Annotated in this window: 32 protein-coding genes and 1 pseudogene; 24 read left to right on the plus strand and 9 right to left on the minus strand. The window is 47.7% G+C overall.

The features are described 5' to 3' along the window. Nucleotides 1-231 precede the first annotated feature (231 nt). Nucleotides 232-915, plus strand: coding sequence for a M15 family metallopeptidase (locus ACINK7_RS09175; protein ID WP_404361053.1), 684 nt, complete (start codon nt 232-234; stop codon nt 913-915). Nucleotides 916-999: 84 nt separating this feature from the next. Here ACINK7_RS09175 and ACINK7_RS09180 read toward each other — a convergent pair whose 3' ends face one another. The 5 genes from ACINK7_RS09180 to ACINK7_RS09200 all read right to left on the minus strand — a co-directional run bounded on the left by ACINK7_RS09180 (nt 1,000) and on the right by ACINK7_RS09200 (nt 4,897). Continuing rightward, nucleotides 1,000-1,620, minus strand: coding sequence for a tyrosine-type recombinase/integrase (locus ACINK7_RS09180; protein WP_404361054.1), 621 nt, complete (start codon nt 1,618-1,620; stop codon nt 1,000-1,002). An 11-nt stretch (nt 1,621-1,631) separates the two neighbouring features. Then, nucleotides 1,632-3,245, minus strand: coding sequence for an IS66 family transposase (gene tnpC, locus ACINK7_RS09185; RefSeq protein ID WP_404355494.1), 1,614 nt, complete (start codon nt 3,243-3,245; stop codon nt 1,632-1,634). 85 nt (nt 3,246-3,330) lie between these two features. Then, entirely contained in the window at nt 3,331-3,681 is a 351-nt protein-coding gene (gene tnpB, locus ACINK7_RS09190) for an IS66 family insertion sequence element accessory protein TnpB (RefSeq protein WP_404355496.1), read from the minus strand. Next, nucleotides 3,669-3,962 carry an IS66 family insertion sequence element accessory protein TnpA gene (tnpA, locus tag ACINK7_RS09195; RefSeq protein WP_404355498.1) on the minus strand — a complete coding sequence of 98 codons (294 nt, stop codon included), beginning with the start codon at nt 3,960-3,962 and terminating at the stop codon, nt 3,669-3,671. Before tnpA ends, tnpB begins: the two co-directional genes overlap by 13 nt. Further along, nucleotides 3,905-4,897 carry a site-specific integrase gene (locus ACINK7_RS09200; protein ID WP_404361055.1) on the minus strand — a complete coding sequence of 331 codons (993 nt, stop codon included), beginning with the start codon at nt 4,895-4,897 and terminating at the stop codon, nt 3,905-3,907. Before ACINK7_RS09200 ends, tnpA begins: the two co-directional genes overlap by 58 nt. A gap of 157 nt (nt 4,898-5,054) precedes the next feature. Here ACINK7_RS09200 and ACINK7_RS09205 point away from each other — a divergent pair, with 157 nt between their 5' ends. Genes ACINK7_RS09205 through ACINK7_RS09225 form a run of 5 tightly spaced genes read left to right on the plus strand, consistent with a single transcriptional unit; the run spans nt 5,055 to nt 6,960 of the window. Beyond that, on the plus strand, nt 5,055-5,288 hold the full coding sequence (locus tag ACINK7_RS09205) for a colicin E3/pyocin S6 family cytotoxin (RefSeq protein WP_404361057.1): 234 nt from the start codon (nt 5,055-5,057) through the stop codon (nt 5,286-5,288). Next, entirely contained in the window at nt 5,281-5,595 is a 315-nt protein-coding gene (locus ACINK7_RS09210) for a hypothetical protein (RefSeq protein WP_404361058.1), read from the plus strand. Before ACINK7_RS09205 ends, ACINK7_RS09210 begins: the two co-directional genes overlap by 8 nt. Next, nucleotides 5,565-6,566 carry an ImmA/IrrE family metallo-endopeptidase gene (locus tag ACINK7_RS09215; protein ID WP_404361060.1) on the plus strand — a complete coding sequence of 334 codons (1,002 nt, stop codon included), beginning with the start codon at nt 5,565-5,567 and terminating at the stop codon, nt 6,564-6,566. Before ACINK7_RS09210 ends, ACINK7_RS09215 begins: the two co-directional genes overlap by 31 nt. Nucleotides 6,567-6,614: 48 nt before the next feature. Beyond that, nucleotides 6,615-6,788, plus strand: a complete 174-nt coding sequence (locus ACINK7_RS09220) for a hypothetical protein (RefSeq protein ID WP_404361061.1) — start codon at nt 6,615-6,617, stop codon at nt 6,786-6,788. 37 nt (nt 6,789-6,825) lie between these two features. Beyond that, complete coding sequence (locus ACINK7_RS09225; RefSeq protein ID WP_404361062.1) at nt 6,826-6,960, plus strand: FmdB family zinc ribbon protein; 135 nt, start codon at nt 6,826-6,828, stop codon at nt 6,958-6,960. Nucleotides 6,961-6,997: 37 nt separating this feature from the next. Here ACINK7_RS09225 and ACINK7_RS09230 read toward each other — a convergent pair whose 3' ends face one another. Then, nucleotides 6,998-7,240: a hypothetical protein gene (locus tag ACINK7_RS09230; RefSeq protein WP_404361063.1), complete on the minus strand. Its 243-nt coding sequence runs from the start codon at nt 7,238-7,240 to the stop codon at nt 6,998-7,000. Nucleotides 7,241-8,210: 970 nt separating this feature from the next. Between ACINK7_RS09230 and ACINK7_RS09235 the strand changes: the two genes are divergently transcribed. From ACINK7_RS09235 to ACINK7_RS09265, 7 genes are all read left to right on the plus strand, one after another. After that, entirely contained in the window at nt 8,211-8,525 is a 315-nt protein-coding gene (locus tag ACINK7_RS09235; RefSeq protein WP_404361064.1) for a transcriptional regulator, read from the plus strand. Continuing rightward, entirely contained in the window at nt 8,518-8,817 is a 300-nt protein-coding gene (locus ACINK7_RS09240; protein WP_404361065.1) for a helix-turn-helix domain-containing protein, read from the plus strand. The genes ACINK7_RS09235 and ACINK7_RS09240 overlap by 8 nt, the downstream gene beginning before the upstream one ends. A gap of 382 nt (nt 8,818-9,199) precedes the next feature. After that, a complete protein-coding gene (locus ACINK7_RS09245) occupies nt 9,200-9,415 on the plus strand; it encodes a type II toxin-antitoxin system HicB family antitoxin (RefSeq protein WP_404361066.1) in 216 nt (71 codons plus the stop codon). After that, a complete protein-coding gene (locus tag ACINK7_RS09250) occupies nt 9,412-9,636 on the plus strand; it encodes a type II toxin-antitoxin system HicA family toxin (protein ID WP_404361067.1) in 225 nt (74 codons plus the stop codon). The genes ACINK7_RS09245 and ACINK7_RS09250 overlap by 4 nt, the downstream gene beginning before the upstream one ends. A gap of 89 nt (nt 9,637-9,725) precedes the next feature. Beyond that, on the plus strand, nt 9,726-10,571 hold the full coding sequence (locus ACINK7_RS09255) for a hypothetical protein (RefSeq protein WP_404361068.1): 846 nt from the start codon (nt 9,726-9,728) through the stop codon (nt 10,569-10,571). Nucleotides 10,572-10,579: 8 nt separating this feature from the next. Next, nucleotides 10,580-11,713, plus strand: a complete 1,134-nt coding sequence (locus ACINK7_RS09260; RefSeq protein ID WP_404361070.1) for a DUF4917 family protein — start codon at nt 10,580-10,582, stop codon at nt 11,711-11,713. A gap of 119 nt (nt 11,714-11,832) precedes the next feature. Next, entirely contained in the window at nt 11,833-12,732 is a 900-nt protein-coding gene (locus ACINK7_RS09265; RefSeq protein WP_404361071.1) for a hypothetical protein, read from the plus strand. A 189-nt stretch (nt 12,733-12,921) separates the two neighbouring features. Here the strand turns inward: ACINK7_RS09265 and ACINK7_RS09270 are convergent, their stop codons facing one another. Beyond that, complete coding sequence (locus tag ACINK7_RS09270; RefSeq protein ID WP_404361073.1) at nt 12,922-13,194, minus strand: Txe/YoeB family addiction module toxin; 273 nt, start codon at nt 13,192-13,194, stop codon at nt 12,922-12,924. Next, on the minus strand, nt 13,175-13,447 hold the full coding sequence (locus ACINK7_RS09275; RefSeq protein ID WP_404361074.1) for a type II toxin-antitoxin system Phd/YefM family antitoxin: 273 nt from the start codon (nt 13,445-13,447) through the stop codon (nt 13,175-13,177). Before ACINK7_RS09275 ends, ACINK7_RS09270 begins: the two co-directional genes overlap by 20 nt. Before the next feature lie 153 nt (nt 13,448-13,600). On the opposite strand from ACINK7_RS09275, the gene ACINK7_RS09280 reads away from it, so the two are divergent. Next, nucleotides 13,601-13,945 (plus strand): RDD family protein, encoded by a 345-nt coding sequence (locus ACINK7_RS09280; RefSeq protein ID WP_404361075.1) that lies wholly within the window; start codon nt 13,601-13,603, stop codon nt 13,943-13,945. 54 nt (nt 13,946-13,999) lie between these two features. Here ACINK7_RS09280 and ACINK7_RS09285 read toward each other — a convergent pair whose 3' ends face one another. Continuing rightward, the gene (locus ACINK7_RS09285; RefSeq protein WP_404361076.1) at nt 14,000-14,200 is read right to left on the minus strand and encodes a transposase zinc-binding domain-containing protein; all 201 of its coding nucleotides are present in this window, start codon (nt 14,198-14,200) and stop codon (nt 14,000-14,002) included. Between ACINK7_RS09285 and ACINK7_RS09290 the strand changes: the two genes are divergently transcribed. The 10 genes and pseudogenes from ACINK7_RS09290 (at nt 14,199) to ACINK7_RS09335 (ending at nt 18,894) form a co-directional block, all read left to right on the plus strand. Further along, nucleotides 14,199-14,354: a hypothetical protein gene (locus tag ACINK7_RS09290; RefSeq protein ID WP_404361077.1), complete on the plus strand. Its 156-nt coding sequence runs from the start codon at nt 14,199-14,201 to the stop codon at nt 14,352-14,354. The two genes, ACINK7_RS09285 and ACINK7_RS09290, sit on opposite strands and share 2 nt — an antisense overlap. Further along, entirely contained in the window at nt 14,351-14,605 is a 255-nt protein-coding gene (locus ACINK7_RS09295; RefSeq protein ID WP_404361078.1) for a hypothetical protein, read from the plus strand. The genes ACINK7_RS09290 and ACINK7_RS09295 overlap by 4 nt, the downstream gene beginning before the upstream one ends. Before the next feature lie 599 nt (nt 14,606-15,204). Further along, complete coding sequence (locus tag ACINK7_RS09300; RefSeq protein WP_404361080.1) at nt 15,205-15,411, plus strand: type II toxin-antitoxin system HicB family antitoxin; 207 nt, start codon at nt 15,205-15,207, stop codon at nt 15,409-15,411. Nucleotides 15,412-15,493: 82 nt separating this feature from the next. Next, a complete protein-coding gene (locus ACINK7_RS09305) occupies nt 15,494-15,625 on the plus strand; it encodes a type II toxin-antitoxin system HicA family toxin (RefSeq protein WP_404361081.1) in 132 nt (43 codons plus the stop codon). 100 nt (nt 15,626-15,725) lie between these two features. Beyond that, nucleotides 15,726-15,878 carry a hypothetical protein gene (locus tag ACINK7_RS09310; protein WP_404361082.1) on the plus strand — a complete coding sequence of 51 codons (153 nt, stop codon included), beginning with the start codon at nt 15,726-15,728 and terminating at the stop codon, nt 15,876-15,878. An 8-nt stretch (nt 15,879-15,886) separates the two neighbouring features. Next, complete coding sequence (locus tag ACINK7_RS09315; protein ID WP_404361431.1) at nt 15,887-16,018, plus strand: hypothetical protein; 132 nt, start codon at nt 15,887-15,889, stop codon at nt 16,016-16,018. Between the two features lie 34 nt (nt 16,019-16,052). After that, a pseudogene (locus ACINK7_RS09320) lies at nt 16,053-16,331 on the plus strand (BrnT family toxin). After that, nucleotides 16,300-16,548 (plus strand): hypothetical protein, encoded by a 249-nt coding sequence (locus ACINK7_RS09325; protein WP_404361083.1) that lies wholly within the window; start codon nt 16,300-16,302, stop codon nt 16,546-16,548. The pseudogene ACINK7_RS09320 and the gene ACINK7_RS09325 overlap by 32 nt, the downstream one beginning before the upstream one ends. Nucleotides 16,549-16,563: 15 nt before the next feature. After that, nucleotides 16,564-17,247 (plus strand): class I SAM-dependent methyltransferase, encoded by a 684-nt coding sequence (locus ACINK7_RS09330; RefSeq protein ID WP_404361084.1) that lies wholly within the window; start codon nt 16,564-16,566, stop codon nt 17,245-17,247. Nucleotides 17,248-17,355: 108 nt separating this feature from the next. Then, nucleotides 17,356-18,894 (plus strand): glutamate synthase-related protein, encoded by a 1,539-nt coding sequence (locus ACINK7_RS09335; RefSeq protein ID WP_404361085.1) that lies wholly within the window; start codon nt 17,356-17,358, stop codon nt 18,892-18,894. Nucleotides 18,895-19,105 lie beyond the last annotated feature (211 nt).

Genomic DNA, 19,105 nt, shown 5'->3' on the forward strand with positions numbered 1-19,105 from the left:
CGTGATATTGAAAAAGGAAAGTTACTAAAAGTTGTATCCTTGGATTTCATGTTGGCTTTCAGTTCATAAAGTATCAACTATTAACGCGAACATAGCTTTTTTTAAACAGTTCCTTAGCCATGAATCTTGACGCATTGATTCCCCTCTTCGTGATTGATGCGACTGCCTTTAAATCAGTACGGCAGAGCAATTGCCTGCTGAATTCATTTTTTAATGTAGAAACGATACTTTATGAATATTCGAAAAACAGGAGTATTAATGCTCGCGCTGTTATCGCTGAAAACATTTAATCCTGCTTATGCGCATGCACGGGAAGACTTTGTTTATGTCGATACGCTTATTCCTTCTATCCGTTTAGACATTCGTTATGCGAGCGCTGATAACTTTATCGGTAGGCCTATCGAAGGTTATTATCGGCCATGCGCATTATTGACTCAGGCAGCAGCCGAAGCGTTGATGGCGGCGCAAAATGAGTTGGCAAAATTTTATTTAGGATTGAAAATTTTTGATGCTTATCGGCCTCAGCGCGCCGTTCGGAATTTTGTGCGGTGGTCGCAAGATGCCGATGATGTGGCTATGAAAGACGTTTATTATCCTCATCTGGACAAGCCAAGCTTGATTGAAGAAGGTTACATTGCCGCACGTTCATCGCATAGTCGAGGCAGTACGGTTGATTTAACGCTGGTTGACTTAGACAATGGCGAAGAACTGGATATGGGCGGCTTTTTTGATTATTTCGGCCCGGAGTCCTGGTCTTATGCTAAGACACCTACGGCCACGCAACGAGCGCACCGGATGCTATTGCAAACGGTTATGGAAAAACAGGGATTCGTTCATTACCCTCAGGAATGGTGGCATTTTACCTTGGCGAACGAGCCTTATCCCGACACGTATTTCGATTTTCCGGTGCAATGAGGTAGTGAGGGATCCTTTGCTGGGGTGGTTTGTGTTGAACCGAAAAGCTTGATCCTGATCTTTACGCTAACCCAGCTAACGCGACTATTCGTTATCAAAATCCAACGGACTTTTGGCTTGCTTCAAGGTCCTGCTTTGAACGGTGTGGGTATAAATCATCGTGGTTCTCACGTCGCTATGTCCAAGCAACTCCTGAATCGTGCGAATGTCGTAATTCGCCTCCAATAAATGACTGGCGAAAGAATGCCGTAACGTATGCGCTGTCGCCCGCTTGGTGAGTTTGGCGTCATTCACCGCGCGTTTGATCGCCTTTTGTACGATGGACTCATGAAGATGATAGCGTTTGTGTTCTTGGGTTTCGGTGACGAGCGTTAATGACGGTTGCGGAAAAAACCACTGCCAGATGAATTCCTTGGCGGCGTTTTTATATTTATGACTCAATTGGTTCGGCAAGAACACCCCTGCAAAATTGGCTTTTAGATCGGCTTCATGTAAATCCGCGACTTTTCGTAACTGTTTGTTCAATGCCGGTACCAATGTTTGCGGTAACGGTACCGTGCGGTCCTTTTGGCCTTTGCCGTCATGAACGGTCAAAATACCGGCATCGAAATTAAAACATTGGACACGCAGATTCAAGCACTCGAAAAGCCGCAGCCCGCAACCGTATAACGTAAGCGTCCAGCCGAGCCACCTATTCGTACTCAACTGAGCATGATTTAATCCAGATGGTCGAAAGGCAACAGCTCGTCGATCCGGCTATTGGGCCAGGTAGGGAGTTTTTCCAGGGTTTCATTTAACCAAGCGGCGGGATCGAGGCCATTGAGTTTGGCAGTGCCGAGCAGGGTTTGGATGACGGCGGCCCGTTGACCGGCACGCTCGGATCCGGCGAACAGCCAGTTTTTTTTGCCCAGGGCAATGGGCCGGATGGCGTTTTCTACCGGGTTGTTGTCTATGGGTAAATCGCCAGTTTCGGCATATCGTGTCAGGGCTGGCCAGCGTTTTAACGCGTGATCGATGGCTTTGGCGGTCGCGGTATTCGGTGCGGTGCGCAACCGGGTTTGGTGCAGCCAGTCGTGTAAGTCCGTGAGTGCCGGCAGGCTTTTTTCGGCCCGAAGGGTTTGGCGCTCTCGGGATGTCAGTTCCCGCGCGTCGGCTTCTACCACATATAAGACCGCGATACGATTTAACGCCTCCTGCGCGATCGGGCTCTGATTGGCCTGATACAGATCGAAGAATTTTCGGCGCACATGCGCCCAGCACGCCAATTCGACACACGGTTCGAGTAGGCAAGATGATTCGGGATGCGCACGCGCCGTCGCAAACAGGGCTTTGTAGCCACTGTAGTCATCGACCAGCAGGTGACCGTGCCAGCCTTGTAGAAATTGCTGCGCATGCCGGCCACTCCGGCCGGCTTGGTAGTCGAAGACGAGGATCTTGGGGCCGGGTTGCAAATCGTTGCTGCGATAAGCCCATAAATAGGCTTTCTTGGTTTTGCCGTTGCCGGGATCCAGTTGCGAAACCGGGGTTTCGTCGGCATGCAAGCTATCGCGATGCAATAAGTGCCAGGTTAAACGATCGGCCAAGGGCTCCAGGGCGACGCCGAGGCGTCCGACCCAATCGGCCAGTGTCGAGCGGGACAAGATCACACCGCTACGGGCGGCGATCTGTTCCAATCGGTACAACGGCAAGTGATCGAGGAATTTGCCGATCAGCACCCAGGTCAGCAAGCCGACTGCCGCCATACCGCCGTCGATCACGGCTGGAGGAATCGGCGCCGCCGTGACGGTTTCACAGGCTCGGCAGGCATATTGCGGGCGGATATGACGATGGACAAAGAATTTAGCCGGCTCGACGTCCAGTTGTTCGGTGACGTCTTCGCCGATCTTGACCAAGTCCTTGCCGCACTGACCGCAAGTGCAGGATTCGGGGTCGTGACGGTGCTCGATGCGGGGCAAATGATCCGGTAAGGGCTGGCGGCCGGCGCGCGGACGTTTGGGGCGAACCACAGTATCACACGCCGGGCCGTCTTGAAGCTGCTCGACCTCGGCTTCGATAGCGGCAATGTCGGCATCGAGAGTTTCCTCGAACACGTCGCGTTGCAGTGGTGCCAGCGCTTCGCTCTTGGTGCTGAAGCGGATACGCTTGTAGTAGGCCAATTCGTAGGTCAGGGCGCCGATTTTGAGGTCTTTAGCCTGGATGTCAGCTTCTTTAGCCTCAATGGTTTTGGCGTCCTGAGCAGCTTGATCAAGAAGCGCCTGCAGCAACGCCGCGACATGGTTTTTCGCGGCGGGCTCCAGGTTCAATTGATCGAGTTCGGCCAGTGGATTCATGGGGCTTATTATACCCTATCAAGCCCTCTGAAGCACTTGATTCAACTGGGTTTCTACGAATTTTTACGTGTTTTTTTCAGGCCTTTTAGACTTGCCAATCGGCTGACGATGACGCCGATAAGCGCTGCCAATCGACCCCGGCAATCAACCATTGCCACTGCGCCTGACTCAGGGCAAATACGGTTTCGGAGGCCTTGGGCCAGGTAAACGAGCCTCGATGCAGACGGCGTTGACACAACCAAACGCCATTGCCGTCCCACAGCAACACTTTCAAACGATTACCGGCGCGATTGCGAAAAATAAACGCTGCCCCGGCGCATGGCGCATGTCCTAAGCGCTGTTGGACAATCGCCGACAAGCCATCGATGCCCCGCCTCATATCGACCGGCTCGACCGCCAGCCAGATTTGCGCCGGACTCTCAATCAAACCAGACATTGCAGCAACTCCCCGAGCCAATGCGGCGATACACTGACCGGCAGCTCTAAAACGTGGCCTTGCGGCCAACGTAACGACAACGAACCCGAGACCGCCGGCTCCGGTTGCAGCCGGACCGGTATCAATGTCGGCGCATCGGCGTCAACCGCTTGCCGAGCCAATCGGCACCAGCGGCCAAAGGTTTTGACGTTCAAACCCGTCTGACGGCAATACGCTGATTTCGTCAATCCGCTGGCTTGCCAGGCTTCGATGTGATGTTTCTGTTTGTCCGATAATGCCATGTGCTCTCCTCGTGGAAAAATCCTGAGGATAACAGTGGCTGCGAGGGATTTTTAGATGGTGGCGTTGGACGCTTACCGTATAACAGTTTGGCGACGAGATCGACCGGATCGTCGAGATGATCAAAAATCAACTCGACTTCTTCGCGAGATAGAACCACCGGAATATAAGGCTTGCGTTTGGCTCGCGCGACACCTTTGATTTCGCCGAAATCCTTTTTCAAAACGTGTTGAAACAAAAACAGCAACGCATTGAATGCCTGATTTTGAGTCGACGCAGACACTTTCTTCTCGACAGCAAGATCACTCAAAAACGCCACGACATCCTGTTGCGTCAAATTCCGGTAATCTTTACTTTGGGTAAACGCTTGCAAACGGCGCGCCCAGCCGCGATAGGATTTCAAAGTCTTCGGCGAATAATGGCGCAATTGGATTTCACGAGTCAGATTGTCAAAGACAAAAACCCAACTGCATCCGGTTTGTTTTTCAGCAACATTATTATTGGGTTGGCTTTTATTGGAGGCGGCCGAATGCCGCGAGTGTTCATAAGGCAGCGATCGATGAAGCGGGAGATTCGGATCAGGCGATTTTTTTTGAAGCGAAATATCCGGAATTGGCGGAGCTTGTATCGGCAAGGTTTGGACTGCATTACTAGGCAGTTCGGCGTCTTCGGCATCGGCGGTTGCTTTTGATTGGTAAAACAGCACAATAGCCTGCCGAGCCTGCTCTCGTTGTTGAGCCGATTGGCCTTTTTGGTCGAGTTTGTCGAGAAACAACGGCAAGCTGGAGCGATGAAAAGGATCATGATGATATTTGTGACAAAAATCCCAATAGAAACGAAGCCATTTTCGATAAAAGTGTTTGATATTCTCAGGGTGCCGCCCTTGATCCAATTCTGCATTAAACTGATGAGATAATTCATCGGGAAGACTCAACATTGTAATTATCCGAATCTGGTTATCATGCTAAAAATGTATATTATCCGGTTTAGAACTACAAGGGCTTTAGAAAAAATTGACTTTAACAGCTGGTCTAGTGTACAAGATATGCAGATCTAGATAATAACTTGTTAGCGAATAAGAAAAGGAGTTGTTAATGGCCCCAGTGCCAATACCAAAACCATCTTTTTTAGATTCTTGTGAATACATGGGGGCATTCTCTGGCGAGCGCCGCTGGAGGTCGCACGATGGAAAACGCATTTATACGTGGGGTCATCTTCACGGCGAGATCGAGGTTTTTAACAAGAGAGGGCGGCACCTCGGCGTGATCGATCCAATTCATGGAGCTATCATTAAAGAACCAGTTAAAGGGAGAAAAATCGATGTCTAATTTCATTGAGCAATGTCTCGCAGGTTTAGCGCTCCAAGATGACATTGATGATTTCGTAGATTCTTGGCATGAACAGGAGGGCGATGATTCTTTGCATCATTTTCTTGGTATGACCAAGAGAGAATATTCATTATGGGTTGCAGACCCAGATGTATTGCCGTACATCATTAATGCCCATCACTTTGGCAAAGATGTATCTGTTCTTCTCGAGGAAGCTGATACGTTACCACTTGCGGCTAGATCAGATGGTCCGGATAAAGCCTTGAAGCTTATGCGATGGCTCAAAAGCGAAGGAATGTGGAATTAGCTGTGAGTGCGGCTTCTAATTTTGCGCGTCGAGTAGTGGAAAAATACGAACTGGAGCCACCAATCGACATTGAGAGGCTTGTTTCGGAATATGCGGATCTCAAATTCGCAGACATTCCGTTTGAAGGTGCTGACGGTATTTCCCTAAATCTTAAGGTAATTGGGAAAACAACAAGGGTTATCGTTAATAAGAACATGCCTGCAGCTAGGCAAAGATTTACGATGGCGCATGAATTGGGACATGTAATCATTCCTTGGCATGTTGGAACAATTATTGATCACATTGACCCTGAGCAAGCTGGCGGTGCAGATTGGTATTGGGCGATTGAGGAAGAAGCCAATACTTTCGCGGCAGAACTTCTAATGCCGCATCGTTTTATAGAGAAGCTATTGGTCGAAGAGGCGGATTTAGCAAGAGTACATCGAAAGGTGGCGAGAGAATGTGAAGTGTCGCCTTTTGCGTCTGCTATTCGAATTTCAGCCTTCATGCCCTCCAATATCGTTTACGCCTACGAAAGAAACGATTCGGTTGAGTTTTCAGGAAGAACACCCGGTACAATTGCTAGTGCATTAGGTAGGGGTGGAGAATTTCCAGTTACCCCATACGACTACGCTACCTCATATTTCCACAAAGTTTTAAACGGGGGAATAGTCCACTGGTGGGTGTTGCCAAGCGAGATTCACTACGAAATTGACGACGATAGGTCTTGGCGAGAAATTCTAAGCGCTATGATAACAGATATTGGAATTGAATCGTCACAGGTTCAAAAATATAAGTCCTCAATAAATGGGGTTGTTGCATATGCAAATGGTGCATGCAAAAGACGCAACACATATACGATCGACTCAGTAGTATCGGCAAGTGTCCAGCGCTTTAAGGATAGAGGCGGTTACGAGTCTTTTGTTCAACATCCAGATTTCAATGTATTTTTGGTGAAGAAGGCGGAAGAGCTTGTATCAGGAAATCGCTAACAATGCCGTTAACTCGGACGCATTTTTCATTCGCTGCGCTCACTACAAATGCGCCGGTTACGGTTGGCGATGGCTCCGCTTCGCGGAGCCATCGGGTCAGATAAGGAGCTTGAGCATGTCAAAACGACATACAGTATCAAACGCAACGCTATCAATCAGATCAAGCAGGCGCTTGGGCGCTCCTTATCTGACCCGTTAGGCGTGCACGAGCCTTGCGTCTGACAATCTTAATTTTAGGCTCAAACAATGAGGAAAAAATATGATTGGATACAACCATGTATGTGAAGACTGTGGCCATGAGTGGGAGCAAGCTCATGAAGATGATGCTCATGCGGATGCAGCAAAATGTCCAAATTGTGGAAGTGAATCAACTCAGGCATACCGACAAGGGTAAATGAAAAAGGCGGGCAGTTTATCTGCCCGCCATTGCTTTACGCGGTCACAAAATTATTTAGTTTATTTTGTTCGATGAGTTTTTTAGACTCATTTTTTGGAAGTGCTTTTTTAGCGAGGGTTTCGTGAGTTTTAAGTAAGCTACGCACATCGTTAGCATCAATATTTATATTGTTATCCTGAAATACACCAGCAATGGCATTTGCGCCTAAACCAGCCTCATCCATTTCGATAATTCTGTTAAGGTTGCCATGGTATTTCCACATTTGTCCAGGATTCATAAGGAAAATCTCCATAATTAGTAGGCTAAAAGATCAATTAGTGTTACAAGAAAAATCGCTTGAACCTTATGGAAATTGGGGCGATTATTTAGATTTCAAGGTTGAAGGTGGTATTCGCCTAACCAGCGGGTCAACTTGACCGGCAAAAGCTACGCGCCTATCGTCGCTAAGCTTTCGCCGTCAAGTTACCCTTATCGTTAGGTTCACAAAATCGAAAAGGAGAAAATCATGAAATTGATAATTAGGATTTCGCGAAAAATAACTTCTTGGAGTTATGAGCTTTGTCGAGGGTTCGGTAACTCGCCTGGCAGGACGCCGTGAATACGTCCTTGTAGGCTTGACGGCGGCTTTCCCTGCCGCCGACACCTGCCAATCGAGCAACCGAACCCTCCAAAAATAGGGAAGTTATTTATGACCAAATCCTTAGCGCCATCTTGGCTTTATTTTTCTCAGTACCTGCGCTTGCTTGCCAGTTTGATACCGATTGTGGGGTTGGCTCGCAATGCTACAAACCAGGAGGGGGAATCAATGGGTGGTGTGTAGGTGGCCTTAACCCGGGGAATCAAAATGATAGAAGACCAGCAAGAGACCCGTTAGATGTTACAGGAAAGCGGGGCAATACTTGCTCTTTTGATACCGACTGTGGCCCTGGTGGACAGTGCGTCAAAGGCAGTGGAATCTACGGGACATGCTTGTAGAAAGAACCTAACAAGGCAAATCCAGCCGACCCAAAAATCGCTGCGCGCTTTTCGGTCGGCTGATTTGCAGCGTTCCCGGCGGCTTCGCCGCCGGGAATCGCGGCGCTCACTTCGTTCGGCCTTGTCCCGTCGCCTTGCGCCGGAACAAGGCACTTCACCAGACTGCGCAGCCGTCGAGTTTACAGCTTGCCGCCCGCTCCGCTGGTGAGCGCCGCGATTAACCCTTCCTCTCACAGCCTTGCGAATATACGTCAATGACGTATAATGTTGTTATGTTTACTATCATCGAAACCCCTACATTCGAAGCGGATGCCAAAAAAATATGGACCGAGGAGGAGCGAAATGCGTTCTTCGCTTGGTTAGCGGCTAATCCTGAGATTGGTGACCCCATTCCTGGCAGTGGTGGATGTAGAAAGGTTCGTTGGTCGGTGGCGGGGTCAGGGAAGCGCGGTGGAGTGAGAGTCATCTACTTCACCAAGTTGGCTAATGGTGAGATCTGGTTATTGGTGATCTACAAAAAAGCCGTTAAGGAAAACATACCCGCGCATATCCTGAAGTCAGTTCGTGAGGTGCTGGAAAATGAATAACGAGATCTTGAGTGCAGAGGAACTTGGTAACAAGTTGCTCCAATCAGTTAAAGAAATGAAGGCTGGCAAAGCGGCTCGAACCAGTCGTGTTGAGCCTAACGAGGTTGCAGAGGCGCGGGGCAAGACTGGGCTAACCCAGATTGAGTTTGCTGAGGTACTGCATATTTCGCCGCGCACCTTGCAAGAATGGGAGCAAGGCCGCCGTAAACCCTCTGGACCTGCAAAAGCGCTTATCGAGATTGCTTTCCGCCATCCTGAAGTTATTCGGGAAGACCTTGCGCTTAAGGGTTAACAAACAATTGCAGCTTTAAATGTGGCTATGGATTTGGAGTTAGAGTTAATGTCTCAAACGTTAGGTACAGACTGCTCGAAAAGAGGAAGAAAACGCAAATCCTCAAAATCGTTCTGAACCCAAAGCTGGAGAGGTAGAAAAATCAAATAAGGATTCTGTAAATGAAGCAGATGCTATTGAATATGTCATTGAAAGGCTGTTAAAGTTAAGACCAGTAAAGAAGCAATCTTTAATCAATTCAATTAAAGCCATGTTTCAATTTCAAGGCGGGATTTCTGATTCAGATACAGATAAAATCATTTCTGAGTTACAAAAACGTAAACACATAAAAGTCGAACAAAACAAAATTTTTTATTTGTAGTCTGCTACGGATTTTAAAAACATGATGAAACAATTTGATGTAGTTATTGAAAAAGACTCCGAAGGCTATTTTGTAGCCTCTGTTCCTGCTTTAAAAGGCTGCCATACACAAGCTAAGTCTCTGGATATGCTTATGGAGCGTATTCGCGAGGCTATTGAGCTGTGTTTGGAAGTTCAGGGCGAAATACCGGAACCACTGGATTTTATTGGTGTTCAAAGAGTTTCCGTTGCTGCATGACATCTTTTCCAAGTGTGACAGGTAAAGATTTATTGCTTGCTTTGAAAAAAGCGGGCTTTTCCCTTGTTCGTGTGAAGGGCAGTCATCATTTTGTGCAACATCCTGATGGGCGTTCAACAGTTGTCCCTATTCATGCAGGCGAAACAATCGGACCTGGATTAATAAGTAAAATACTCCGTGATTGTGAATTAAGCCGCGAGCAGTTACAAAAACTCTTATGATTACCAAATATTTGCCTAACCCAACGCTCCAGCGGACTCTGCTAACGCTCCGCAGCTGAGCACTACGTTATGTTGAATAAGGAGTTCCAATGCCAGAACCAATTACGACAGTAGGACTTGGAGCTATAGCTGCCTACTTGGGTAAGGATGGATTAGCAAAACTTCTTGGCCCTACTGCCGAATATCTAGGTGGTGAGCTTCAAGAATTTACGAAAAAGAGAATCGAAAATGTTGGTAAAATCTTCAGTAATGCCGAAACAAAGTTGGGGAAAGATATTGACAAACCTGGGCACGTGCCTCCAAAGGTATTAAAGACCATTGTCAACGAAGGATCATACTGTGAAGATGATATCGCCGTAGAATATTTTGGTGGAATATTGGCATCATCAAGAACCGAACTGGGAAGAGACGACAGAGGTGCAAGAATTGCTAAAATACTCGATGGGCTATCAACATATCAGATAAGAACTCACTATCTTATCTATACATACATCAGAAAGTTATTCCATGATTCCGAATATCTCTTTAATCAAGAAGATCGGCCGAAAATGGAAATATTCATCCCTTTTGATTCCTATTTTGCCACAATGCAGTTTGATGAAAACGAAATGAAGCAGGTCGTTGCGTTACTCAACCACTCATTCTTTGGGTTAAACACAGAAGACCTAATAGAAACATTTCATTATGGCCCCGAAGAACACATTAAGAAGAGTTGCTCAGATGCAGTAGGTGGTGGAATCATTGTTCAGCCAAGTGCTTTTGGTGCAGAAATGTATTTATGGGGTTATGGCGAAGGCAACCAGGATCTTTCCTTTATTCTCAATGACGGGGCATTCACAGATCTTCAAGATATGCCACTAGTCTTGAAAAATGTCATTTCATCAAGCAAAAAACATAACAAGAAAATTCAGCCGACCGCTGATAGCGGCGGCTGATTTTAGCGATGGCTCCGCTTCGCGGAGCCATCGGGTCAGATAAGGAGCTTGAGCATGTCAAAACGACATACAGTATCAAACGCAACGCCATCAATCAGTTCAAGCAGGCGCTTGGGCGCTCCTTATCTGACCCGTTATGCCTGTTAACCAAATGTGAGGTGGATGTGATCACGTTCGAGGAAGCAATGGATACCGTAGAGGATGGCGCCAAGCCTTCGATTCTGCTTGGCAATGGATTCTCTCGTGCATGGAGTAACGACATCTTCAACTATGCCAATCTTCTTGATGCCGCAGATTTCGATGATCGTAATAATGAATTACGTGATTTGTTTGATCGTTGTGGTACTTACGACTTTGAGGCCGTAATGAGGGCCTTGGTATCAGCAAAAACCGTATTGGAGTCATATGGCGGTAACGATATTTTGATTCAAACGATTGAACGTGACCAACAGCTCCTTAAGGATGCATTGATAACCGCCATTTCAAACACGCACCCAAACAGACCGAATGAAGTAACGACTGATCAATTCACAGCTGCGCGAAGGTACCTTTCGCGTTTTGATCAGATTTTCACAGTAAACTATGACCTCCTTTTTTATTGGGCGAGGAACATGGATGACTTGCCTCCAGACAATTACTCAACCGATGATGGTTTTAGAGCTGGATGTAAGTGGCGGGGCCACGGCACCAATCAGGAAGCCCACTTTTTGCACGGCGGCCTCCACATTTTTGATAGAGGGTCAAATATTGAAAAGCATGCATTCTCAGAAACAGGGACAAGCATTGTTGACCTAGTGAGAAACAACCTGGCTAGAGGCAGGTTCCCACTGTTCGTCTCGGAACCAACGTCTGACAAGAAAAAGGCACGTATCGAGCATAACCCTTATTTGGATTATTGCTTCCGTGCTTTACGTAATGTCAGTGGTACGTTTTTCATCCAAGGGCATTCGATCGACGAGAATGACAAACATATATTTGATCAGCTTAAGAAAAGTCGAGTTGAGAAGTTCTTCGTCAGCATCTTCGGTGATGAGAACAGCGAAGATAATACTCGTATAAAAGCAAATGCCAGAGCATATCTGGAATCAGGAATTTCCGAAGTTGAATTTTTTGATGCACAGTCTGCTGATATTTGGGCATAACACGGCGCTCCAGCCGACGTCAGGCCGCGCTGCGGCCTTCCTTGGCTGAGCTCGGCGTTAGGTGTTTGCTATCGCGTATAGCCAATGTAATTCTTTTACACAACTTAGGAGAAAACTAAATGGGATGGTGGTCTGGTGTCTGGGAAGGAGTTAAGCGATTTGGTAGCACTGTGGCTAAAATTGCTCATAAAGCGTGGGAATTTGCCACCGGCCCAAGTGCTAAAAGTGCTTATGATGATCTGGAAAAAGTTCTAGAAAAATATAACAAAGTTAAAACCCATGTTTCAGGCTCCGATGATACCCCTGATTTCTTCGGGGGACTTTCCGTTGGTCAAGTTGACAAAAAACTTGACGATTACGAAAGAAAACTGGCAACCCAGCAAAATGAACTTACACATGCCAGGAAATATATGGCCGTTCAAACTGAATTTTCTAGGTTGCGGGTATCGGCCGAACTAATTGATCGAAGCATGGCGAACATAAAAATACACGCATCTAGTTTATCAACCCACTTTCAAAATATACGTAACATCAATGGACTTAATGATGATGTTAACGCTCTACGCGGTGGCTTAAAGTTACTTATGAAAACCTTTAACCACAACATGAATGTCCTTGGGGCGCAATCAGAAGATTCAAAGCTTATAAAAATCGAAGGGGTTGACGTCGACCTCAAAGAAGGTGCGGTATCAATGCTAGCAGCTTTTGACGCGTTTGATCGGACACGGCAACTTCTTTCTGAGGAGATTGTTGAGCTTTCAAATCTAGCAAAAAGTCACACTGCTGAGCTAGAAAATTTAAAAGTAAACGCCGGTACACTTGATGGTGAAGTTGGGGTGCAGGTAATTAACTTTATAGATTCAAGAATCAAACCGATCATATCACGAGCGGAAAAAGCAAGTTATCTGCTTCAAGGTGAACTTAAAAATCTTCCTTCAGCGTCTCGTGACGAAAATGGCAGATTGATTTTTGAAAATGGGAAATTAAAAATTGATAACGAACCTTTTGAACAAATTTAATCGCCACCTAACATGGCGCTCAAAGGGACGCTCCGCTTCGCTGCGCGCCCCCTTAGCTTGTCGATGGCTCCGCGAAGCGGAGCCATCGGGTCAGATAAGGAGCTTGAGCATGTCAAAACGACATACAGTATCAAACGCAACGCCATCAATCAGATCAAGCAGGCGCTTGGGCGCTCCTTATCTGACCCGTTAGGGCTGATCGTAGTGACCACCAATAGCGAAGATATAAATGGACTTTTCGTCGAACCTATATATCAAACGATCTTTCTGTGATATCCGCTTGGACCAGAGGCCAGAGAGGCTGTGCTTTAGTGGTTCAGGTTTCCCTAAACCTGAAGTAGGTTCGTTTGAACGCAGCATTTCCTTGAGTAATTTACACAAAGCCTTGTGCAATTGTTTGTCCTTTTCGCGCATAGTTTCATACGCTTCCCAGGTGTTGCCTTCAAATACCAGTGATCTCATTCATCTGCTCTTCAGTCGGTATGTAGCCTTTACCACGGTTGTGGGTTTCAAGAGAGTGGGCAATCTGTTGCATGAGGCTCTGGCTTTGGAGAACATGAAGCGTTTCCTGCTCTCGCTCCCAGTCGTCGGCGCTCATCACAACAAAAGCCTCTCCGGCTCGTCGAGTTACCTTGAGCGGTTCATGCCTGCTAACTACTTGATCTACAACGCTCTTAAGGTTGTCTCTAAATTTGTTTACACTGATTGTATCCATAACGGCACCTTAATGTACGGAGTTTCCGTACAAGTATACGTCAAGTGCCCTAACAAGGCCAAGCACAGCGACAGCTTTTTCGTTGCGGCTTCGCCTTCACTTCAAAGCTGCGCGTGTTGGCAGCGTTAGCCATCAAAACCAGAAGGAGGACATATGCAGCCTGATGAATTGGAGTACGTGGGTTTTTGGCCACGAGTTGGAACTTCGATAATTGATACCCTTTTGGTTGGAGTAATTATTTGGCCAGTCCTTACGGCGTTTTATGGTGACGCTTACTGGTCAAGCGAGCAATTTGTTCAAGGGCCTATGGATTTCATATTGTCTTGGGTCTTTCCTGCGGTTGCCGTGATTCTTTTCTGGGTAGCAAAACAAGCAACACCGGGCAAAATGGCTGTCTCAGCAAGAATTGTTGATGCAAAGACCGGCAGTGCTCCAACTACTGGCCAGTGTGTCGGGCGCTATTTAAGGTGCGTTGCTGTTGCCAGGCCAGCACTCTGAACTCCTTCGGCAGGGTAAAGGTGATAAGGAAATACTCGGCCGGCACCTGTTTTTTCAGTTGCCGCTCCAGCCATTGTTGGCTCTGATAGACAGGAGTCTGAATGCAGCGTAGACCAGGGATGGTCGAGAGCTGCCTTGCTGTTGGCAATGCGGACAATGACGATGACCGCAGGAGTGCGGGATGAAGTCTTGGTGAACGCAGTCCTCGCATTGCGCCTGCATCACGGGGCTGTGCGTAGTGCGGCACTGTTTCATGGCGGCCAGCGCGTTGCTTCGTGATTGGTTTGTTGAATTCGACCAATCTCGGTGGGACAAGCAAATTGAAGCTGATTCAAATGCCGGAAAGCTGGATTTTCTTATTAACCCTGCGTTAGTTGAGCATCAAGCCGGAAAAACGAGAGACCTTTGAAACATAAAGCGGCTTCCAGCTTCTGGATATGTTACGAAATACTTCCATTGGAAATTCGTGGGCTTGCAGACAAAAATTTCAATCTTCTTAAAGTAAATCGTTCCCATCCGTCTTTACAATTCAAGAAAGTCGGCAAAGTCGGGTCTGCTCGTGTTGTCTCACATTACCGAGCAGTTGCCGCACCTATTGAAGGTGGTTTGCTTTGGGTTTGGATTGGCACTCATGCTGAATATGACAAGTTGCTTGCCTAACGTCAGTCAAAGGGACGCGCCGGACGTGGGCACTTTTGAAGGTTAACGGTTTTTTCGAGTTAGCCGGTTTCGCTAATCCGCGTCACCCGACGCGCCCCTTACTTTTACGTTAAGCTTCAAATAGGGAACAGAAATTAAATGACATACGATGTATTAGTTCTTGCATGCGAAAAGCTTAGTTATAGGGATAAACTGCGCCTTGCTCAGTTGTTTATACAGGCAGCAAGAAAGGAAGAAGAGAATGTAAACCCGCAAAATTGATCAGAATCAGAAGTTACTACAAAAAGATCCAAAATCATTACAACACAGGCGTTTGACGAAATTGACACCATAGGATACGTTGTTGAAAGGCCCTTTTAAAATTGAGACCGAGCAAGAAAAAGACGTTGGCCAATTCAATTAAGTCAATGTTTCAATTTCAGGGAGGCATTTCAGAGGCGGATATCGACGCAATTATCCATGAACTTGAAAAGCGTAAGGATATAAAAATTGAGCAAAATAGCGTCAGTTATTTATAATCGAATTCACCTTGGCCATTGAGGTAAGTTTTTCTTGCCTTTAGGCTCTTCAATCCCCCGCATCATTAACGGAGAAAATCTATGGAACTCTCAGCAGTTTTAACGCCATCCCCCGAAGGGGGGTATGTCGCCTTCAATCCGGAAACCGGCACAACTACACAAGGGGAAACCGTTGAGGAAGCATTGACCAATTTGCGTGAGGCAACCGAGCTTTATCTTGAAGAATTTCCTCTTATCGTCGCGGGACGCCCTTTGCTGACCTCATTTCAAGTACCGGAACATGCCTAAACACCCGGTCGTGTCGGGAGCGGAGGTTGTAAGGGTTTTGCAGCGGTTGGGATTCGTGGTTGCACGGTAGCGTGGTAGCCATATGGTGATGCGGCGCGGCCCCTCGGGTTGCGTCGTGCCAAATCACGCCGAACTAAAAACTGGCACATTGAGCGGAGTTCTGAAACAGGCTGGTATTTCAGTAGATGAATTCGTTGAGGCGCTACATGCTTAAACATGCGCTCCAGCCGATTCCGCTAACGCTACGCCGCTGAGCTTGGTGTTAGGTTTTTTCATATCCACTTCATTTAAAAAAAATTTCGTAAGGAATTCTAATGTCTTTAAAAGTGTTAGGTGACATAAATGAAAATATACAGATCAAAATTAATGAGACTAAATTAAAAACAAAACAAATTCAAAAAGAAGATCTGCAAAACGCATTAGATATGTTCCGACTGGACGATACCCTTCATCCGGAGAAGGTTTAGAAGCATTAATTACAAGACCATATGGCTATAATAATTGGAATGGCCCGTATGTGAAGGGATTGACAGCCGAATCTATTGATGATTTTTATTATGAAAATAATGGCTCCTCTAGCAAGGATACGGTTTTAAGTATTAGGTAGAATTGAATAGTAGTTTTCGAGCAATTAATAGCTTATGGAATTCGAGTGGGATCAAAATAAAGCAGAAAATAATCTGAAAAAGCATGGTGTAAGTTTTTCTGAAGCATCAACCGTTTTTGGTGACCCTTTGTAAATCACAATTGATGATCCTGACCATTCAGATGGGGAATATTGATTTCTTAGTATTGGTAAATCAGAACTGGGAAATCTTCTAGTGGTCTCGTATACTGAGAGGCGAGAAAATATTATTCGTATCATAAGCGCTAGGCAAGCGACAAATCATGAGCGAAAACATTATGAATACAACAACTGATGAAATGCGTACTGAATATGATTTTTCAAAAGGCGTGCGGGGCAAGCATCATAAATCATATAGACAGGGTAGTAATGTAATTTTTTTAGATAAAGATGTGGCCAAGGTTTTTAAAGATTCTGAGTCGGTAAATCATGCCTTACGCTTGCTAATGGAAATTGCTGGGCAGGAAATAGGCAAAAACCTAACCAAAGGGTCAAGTTTCCCTTATCGTTAGACAGGCAGGCCATCAATGGGATTTACGCTCGAAAAAATTGTACCGTGGGGACGTTCTTATGAAGAATACGTCAGCATGTTTGGCCTTTCGGAGGTCGATCTTGAACTTCGCATTCTTGGCTGTGGTGATGGCCCAGCGGCATTCAATACGGTACTGACCAAACAAGGTGGGAATATCGTCTCGGTAGATCCAATCTACGTTTTTGAGGCAGAACAGATCAGAGGCCGCATCTCCGAAACGTATGAAACCGTTATGGCACAAATGCGCAAGAACCAAGACGATTACGTCTGGGAAGCCATTCCGTCGATAGAGCAGCTTGGTAGTCTTCGCATGTCTGCGATGGAAATATTCCTCGCAGACTTCGATGCGGGAAAATACGAAGGTCGATACATCCCAGGGGAGTTACCATCGCTGCCTTTTGAAAATGGAAAGTTCGACATCGCCTTGTCGTCCCATTTTTTGTTTTTGTACAGTGCGCATTTGTCGGCAGAGTTTCATCTTCAGGCGCTTCAAGAAATGTTGCGTGTAGCTCGCGAAGTGCGCGTATTTCCAATGCTTACCCTCGACGGCGCTTCATCAACCCATCTCCATTTTGTGACCAAACATCTTGCAAACCATGGTTTCGCGGTTGAAATTAAGCGCGCACCTTACGAGTTTCAGCGGGGCGGCAATGAAATGTTGGTGGTCAAGCCCGTCTAACATGGCGCTCGAACTCGCTTTAAATTCTTCACTATAACGGGTTTGCATTTTTTTACCTCTATAAAATTTTAGAGGCGACAACTGTCCTGACACAGAGGGGAGGGTAGTATGGATAAGGCAAAGATTGCGGCACGATCATCCATTGAGGTGACCTTGGAGGCGGACAAGGAGTACCACTGGTGTCAGTGTGGGCGCTCGAAAAACCAACCCTTTTGTGACGGTTCCCACGCCGGAACAGGGATTACTCCGATTGCTTTTGTAGTGGAGGAAGAACAGGACGCGTGGTTGTGCCGCTGCAAGCAAACGGGTAGTGCGCCGTTTTGTGATGGTACGCATGCGACGCTGCCCAAGGACGTTACCGAGCTGGCTGTGCCCGACCGCAGCAGCGACAAGGACAAGGATCCGGTGCCGAAAAACACCGAGGAAGAGCCGACACTCGAGTACATCCACGCGATGGCCAAGAGTGGACTCAAGGTGGTTGGGCGCGATGGCCCCGTGGATGCGATGGGCGTACCGCGTGAACGCCTGCCTTCATGGGACGACATCCAGATTCTGACTGCCCAGCTTGACCGCACGCCGCGGATGGATGATGCGCCCGTGGCGACGGAACTCGTGATCGGGCCGAATGCAAACAAGCCGCTACGCCTGAAGATGCCGCTGTTTGTCTCGGACATGAGTTTCGGCGCGCTGTCCGAGGAGGCCAAGTTGTCGCTGGCCAAGGGCGCGGAGCTGGCCGGAACCGGAATCGCCTCGGGTGAGGGCGGCATGTTGAAAGAGGCGCAACAGGCCAACTCTCGCTATTTCTACGAGTTGGCATCCGCCCAGTTTGGTTATGAAGAAAGCTTGCTGTCGAAGGTTCAGGCGTTTCACTTCAAGGCGGGTCAGGCGGCCAAGACGGGCACCGGCGGCCACTTGCCGGCGGCCAAGGTGACCGAGCGGATCGCCGCGGTTCGACATCTGCCCGCAGGGCAGGATGCCATTTCACCAGCGGCCTTCGAAAACCTCAAGACACCGGCGGACTTCGCCAATTTTGCGGCCCGTGTACGCGAGGTGTCGGGCGGCATTCCGATTGGCTTCAAGATGTCGGCACAGCACATCGAGAAAGACATCGACTTCGCGCTCGAGGCGGGCGCCGACTACATCATTCTGGATGGTCGCGGTGGCGGCACGGGCGCGGCTCCTTTGCTGTTCCGCGACCATATTTCGGTGCCGACGATTCCCGCCCTGGCCCGTGCGCGGCGTCATCTTGACCGCAGCGAGCGCGGGGATGTCACCTTGATCATTACCGGCGGCCTGCGTACCCCGCCGGACTTCATCAAGGCCTTGTGTCTGGGGGCCGACGGCATCGCCCTTGCCAACAGTGCGATGCAGGCGATCGGCTGCATCGCGGCGCGCATCTGTCATACCAACCACTGCCCCAGTGGCGTGGCGACGCAAGATCCGCAGTTGCGCACACGGTTGCAAGTGGATGTGGCGGCGCAACGTTTGCAACGCTTCCTCACCAGTTCGGTGGCATTGATGCAAGTGATGGCTCGCGCTTGCGGCCACGAGCGCCTTTCCGACTTTTGCGTGGATGACCTGACTACGTGGAAGAAGGACATGGCCGAGCTTTCCGGTGTCGCCTATGGTGGGGCCTGTAAATTCTGACGGAGTCGTTTTCTTTCCAAATGACCCAACAAGGCGCCGCAGTAGCGCCCTGACACAGGGGGCTTACACAATCTAACCTTATTCGTTATCTTCAAAATGATAATCGCTATCATTCGATAATGTAACACCCAAGCCTAGTCTGTAACAAACTGTAACATTGGCTGATTACTGTTTCTAATTGATTGTATTAATTTGACAATTGTGCAAATCC

It is taken from the genome of Methylotuvimicrobium sp. KM1 (assembly GCF_044788715.1).
In the GTDB taxonomy this organism is placed as follows: domain Bacteria; phylum Pseudomonadota; class Gammaproteobacteria; order Methylococcales; family Methylomonadaceae; genus Methylotuvimicrobium.